General features: G+C 65.1%; 4 protein-coding genes and 2 pseudogenes. All 6 read right to left on the reverse strand.

What is annotated here, in order from left to right:
• A pseudogene (locus RHBS_RS25480) lies at positions 1-349 on the reverse strand (amidohydrolase); the annotation flags it as partial.
• Between the two features lie 79 nt (positions 350-428).
• Positions 429-1,199, reverse strand: a complete 771-nt coding sequence (locus RHBS_RS25485) for an ABC transporter permease (RefSeq protein WP_121872240.1) — start codon at positions 1,197-1,199, stop codon at positions 429-431.
• Positions 1,199-2,161, reverse strand: coding sequence for an ABC transporter ATP-binding protein (locus RHBS_RS25490; protein WP_121872239.1), 963 nt, complete (start codon positions 2,159-2,161; stop codon positions 1,199-1,201). Before RHBS_RS25490 ends, RHBS_RS25485 begins: the two co-directional genes overlap by 1 nt.
• Before the next feature lie 287 nt (positions 2,162-2,448).
• Positions 2,449-3,197 (reverse strand): annotated as a pseudogene (locus RHBS_RS25495) (thiazole synthase).
• A 4-nt stretch (positions 3,198-3,201) separates the two neighbouring features.
• Positions 3,202-3,417 (reverse strand): sulfur carrier protein ThiS, encoded by a 216-nt coding sequence (gene thiS, locus RHBS_RS25500; protein ID WP_121872238.1) that lies wholly within the window; start codon positions 3,415-3,417, stop codon positions 3,202-3,204.
• Positions 3,414-3,763, reverse strand: a 350-nt coding sequence (locus tag RHBS_RS25505; protein ID WP_128646803.1) for an FAD-dependent oxidoreductase, incomplete at its 5' end; no start/stop codon positions are given. The genes thiS and RHBS_RS25505, both read right to left, overlap by 4 nt.

Consider the following 3,763-nt stretch of genomic DNA (forward strand, 5'->3'; position numbering starts at 1 on the left):
CGCGTGCGGTGATCCCCTCGGCTGTGGTGGTCGGCGAGTAACTGAGCGCGAACACCGGGATCTCGGTGCCCGCCAGCGAGAGAGTTTGGGTCTGCGCCTCGAAGGTCTCGAACTCGAATTCCGGGGTGGTGACCTCGAACCCGGCCGATTCGAGTTGCGAGACAACATAATCGACACTCGCGTCGTAACCGGCGGTGCCGGCCGCGCGGTTTCCGTCGTTCTCGGCGGCGATGGCTTCCAATTGTTCGAGGTGCCCCACCAACGCCTCCTCGGTGACCGCGGCAGAGAGCCCCGGCCCGTCGGGTGTCGCGAAAACTCTGGCCGTTCCTCGTCCGAGGTGGACGAGCAACCGGCCAGAATCAAGACAGTGACAGCGCTACCTGCAAGCAAGGAAATCCGCATAGCGGACACCCTACCGGCGAGCAGCGTCAGGCGTCCCGACGATTGACGACGAACACGGCTGCCCCGAAGATCACCGCGGTGAAGACGACGAAGTAGATCAGGCTACCGATCGGACCCCAATGGAAGTCGATTCCGCCGCTGGAGCCGAGGAAGTGATTGGCATTGAGGAACGGCATGAACGGCTGGATCTTCTCGCCCACCTTCGGGATGAGGCCGATCACGTTCTCGATGAGCAGCGGCCACAGCAGCAACACGGCGATGGCACCGGCGGACTGCCGAATGAGCGCACCCACTGCTACTGCCAGAACGATCTGTACGAACGCCAGGATCGCCGCGCCGTAGACGACACGCCACGTACCGTCCACATCGAAGCCGAGGAGCGCCCCGGCCTCCTCGCCTGCAATCGACTTCGCCAGGAACAGCGCACCGAACGCCAGGATGAGAGACAGCACCGCGCCGTACACACCGACGATGAGAGCCTTCGCACCGAGGACCGAAGCCCGATTGGTGACCGACTGGAACGTCGTACGGATCAGACCGAACCGGTATTCGCTGGTGACGGTCAGTGCCGCCAGAATCATCAGCACCATGATGCCCAGCCCGCCCACACCGCTGGCGACGACGTCGTAGGCAGTCGTCGGAGGCAGGCCTTCCGGCGCATCGGGTCCGATGGCGGTCTTGGCCGCCCACCCGAGGATGGCTCCGAAACCGAGGCCGAACACCACCACTATCGCGCTGCACCACCACGGCGACTTGGTCGAGGTGAACTTGATTCTTTCTGCTGCCAAGACGCCCATCAGAGTGAACCGCCCATCGCTTGCTGAGTGTTGGGGTTTTCGGCTCCCGCGCCGTGGTATTGCACTGTGTCTCCGGTGAGTTTCATGAATGCTTCCTCGAGCGAGCCTCGCTGAGAGGCCAACTCGTGCAGGGTGATTCCGGATCGACCGGCGATGTCGCCGATCGCGTCGGTGGTCGAGTTCAGCACCACGAGCGAGGGCTGAAGTTCATCGGTCTTGTCCGGCTCGCGCACGGTGAGTCCGGCGGTGGTCAACGCCTGGCGCAGACCGTCGAGTTGCGGGCTGCGAACGCGCACCGATGCCTCGGAGGCATGGTCGATGAATTCCTGCACCGAGGAATCGGAGATCAGTTTGCCGCGTCCGATGACGATGAGGTGTTCCGCGGTCTGCGCCATCTCCGAGAGCAGGTGGCTCGAGACCAGCACTGTGCGGCCCTCGGCTGCCAAGCGCTGCATGAACTTTCGGATCCAGACGATGCCCTCGGGATCGAGTCCGTTGACCGGCTCGTCGAACAGCAACACCTTGGGGTCGCCGAGCAACGCGCCGGCGAGGCCGAGCCGCTGCGACATACCGAGAGAGAAGCCACCGGCATTCTTCTTGGCCACCTCGGACAGGCCCACCAGACGCAGCACCTCGTCGACGCGCGACTTCGGAATGCCGTTGGAGGCCGCCATCCACTCGAGATGTGCACGCGCCGAACGGTTCGGATGAACCCACTTGGCGTCGAGCAAAGCGCCGACGGTACGCAGTGGCTGCTTGAGATGGCTGTAGCTCTTGCCCTCGATGGTCGCCGTTCCCTTGGTGGGGCGGTCGAGGCCGAGGATCATCCGCATCGTGGTCGACTTGCCTGCGCCGTTGGGGCCCAGGAAGCCGGTCACGATGCCGGGTTTGATGGTGAAGGTGAGGTTGTCGACCGCCGTCACCGCGCCGTATTGCTTGGTCAGTCCTGTCACTTCGATCATGGGTACAACTGTCCCCCATCGACAGCGCCCGCACATCGACCCACAGTCGCCTTCTCCATCATCCTTTCGGATGACACACACCCTGAGACAGTCGGTCGCAGGGGGCGGCGAGCGGTCACTTAGGCGCGCCGGTGGCCAACTAGGCGCGGTCGCAAACGCGCGCGCGTTTGCCAGATGCGCGCGGAATCGCCCTCGTATCACCACTACTCCGCGCGCGTTTCACGAATGCGCGCGCGTTTGCGAGATGCGCAGCACCACAGGCGACGCTGCGCCGACGACGCAGTCGGTTACATCGGCGAGCTGGCCTGCGCCCAGAATCGTTTCGGGATACGGCCGGCATGTCGGGCCTGGTAGCCCGCCGCCACCGCGTTCCGCATCGCCGACGCCATCAGCGCCGGATCCTTCGCCCGGGTCACCGCGGTGGCGAGCAGCACCGCGTCGCAGCCGAGTTCCATCGCGAGGGTGGCGTCGCTGGCGGTGCCGATGCCGGCGTCGAGGATCACCGGAACCGATGCCGCGTCGACGATCATCTCGATGTTGTGGGGGTTGGAGATGCCGAGGCCGGTGCCGATGGGTGACCCGAGCGGCATGACGGCCACACAGCCGATGTCCTCGAGCCGCTTGGCCAGCACCGGGTCGTCGGTGGTGTACGGCAGCACCTGGAAGCCGTCGTCCACGAGTTGTTCTGCGGCCTTGACCAATTCGATGGCGTCGGGCAGGAGGGTTCGCTCGTCGGCGATCACTTCGAGTTTCACCCAGTCGGTCTCGAGCGCCTCACGGCCGAGTTGAGCGGTGAGAACTGCTTCCGCCGCACCGCGGCAGCCTGCGGTGTTCGGCAACGGGGCGATGTTCAACCGGCGCAGCAGATCCAGCACTCCCGTCCCACCTGCGGCGTCGACGCGGCGCATCGCGACGGTGGTCAGTTCGGTTCCCGACGCCACGAGGCTTCCTCGAGTACCGCGAGATTCGCCGCTCCCCCGGTACCGGTGATGAGCCGGGAGGTGAAGGTGCGGCCTGCGATGGTCAGACCCGTCATGGCCTCAACCACCCTGAACCGCCGTGAGAATGTCGATTTCCCAACCTTTTTCGACGCTGGTGCTGTCCCAGCGACTCTTGGGCAGCACCGCTCCGTCGACTGCGACAGCGATGCCCTTCTCGGGCAGGCCCAGGAATTCGAGCAGCCGACGCATGGTCATGTCCTCGGCGAGCAGGTGATCCTCGCCGTTGACGGTGATACCGATCGCGACCTGTGTCATGGTGTCCTCTCGATCTGTGTGAAGCGTTCGAGTGTGGCGGCTTTCGCCTCGGGCAGCGTCTCGCCGGAGATCAGCGCGGCGACGGCGTCGGCTGTGATGGGCGCGAGCAGGATGCCGTTGCGGCCGTGTCCGGTGGCGGCGATCAACCGGGGAGACAGCCTGCCGATCAGCGGCAGCCCGTCCGGGCTCATCGGCCGCAGTCCGGCAGCGGTTTCGTACAGCTCGTACTCGCCGATGCTGGGCATGAGTCGTTCGGCGTCGGCGATGAGGTCTCGTACCCCGGCGACGGTGACCTGGGTGTCCTGGCCGGATTCGTATTGGGTTGCGCCGACGACCAATCCGTCGC

This window comes from Rhodococcus sp. BS-15, from assembly GCF_000813105.1.
GTDB lineage: Bacteria > Actinomycetota > Actinomycetes > Mycobacteriales > Mycobacteriaceae > Rhodococcoides.

Excerpts from the sequence above, each read along its gene's own strand:
- RHBS_RS25485 (WP_121872240.1), bottom strand. The coding sequence starts at position 1,199 with ATGGGCGTCTTGGCAGCAGAAAGAATCAAGTTCACCTCGACCAAGTCG.
- RHBS_RS25490 (WP_121872239.1), bottom strand. The coding sequence starts at position 2,161 with ATGATCGAAGTGACAGGACTGACCAAGCAATACGGCGCGGTGACGGCG.
- thiS (WP_121872238.1), bottom strand. The coding sequence starts at position 3,417 with ATGACACAGGTCGCGATCGGTATCACCGTCAACGGCGAGGATCACCTG.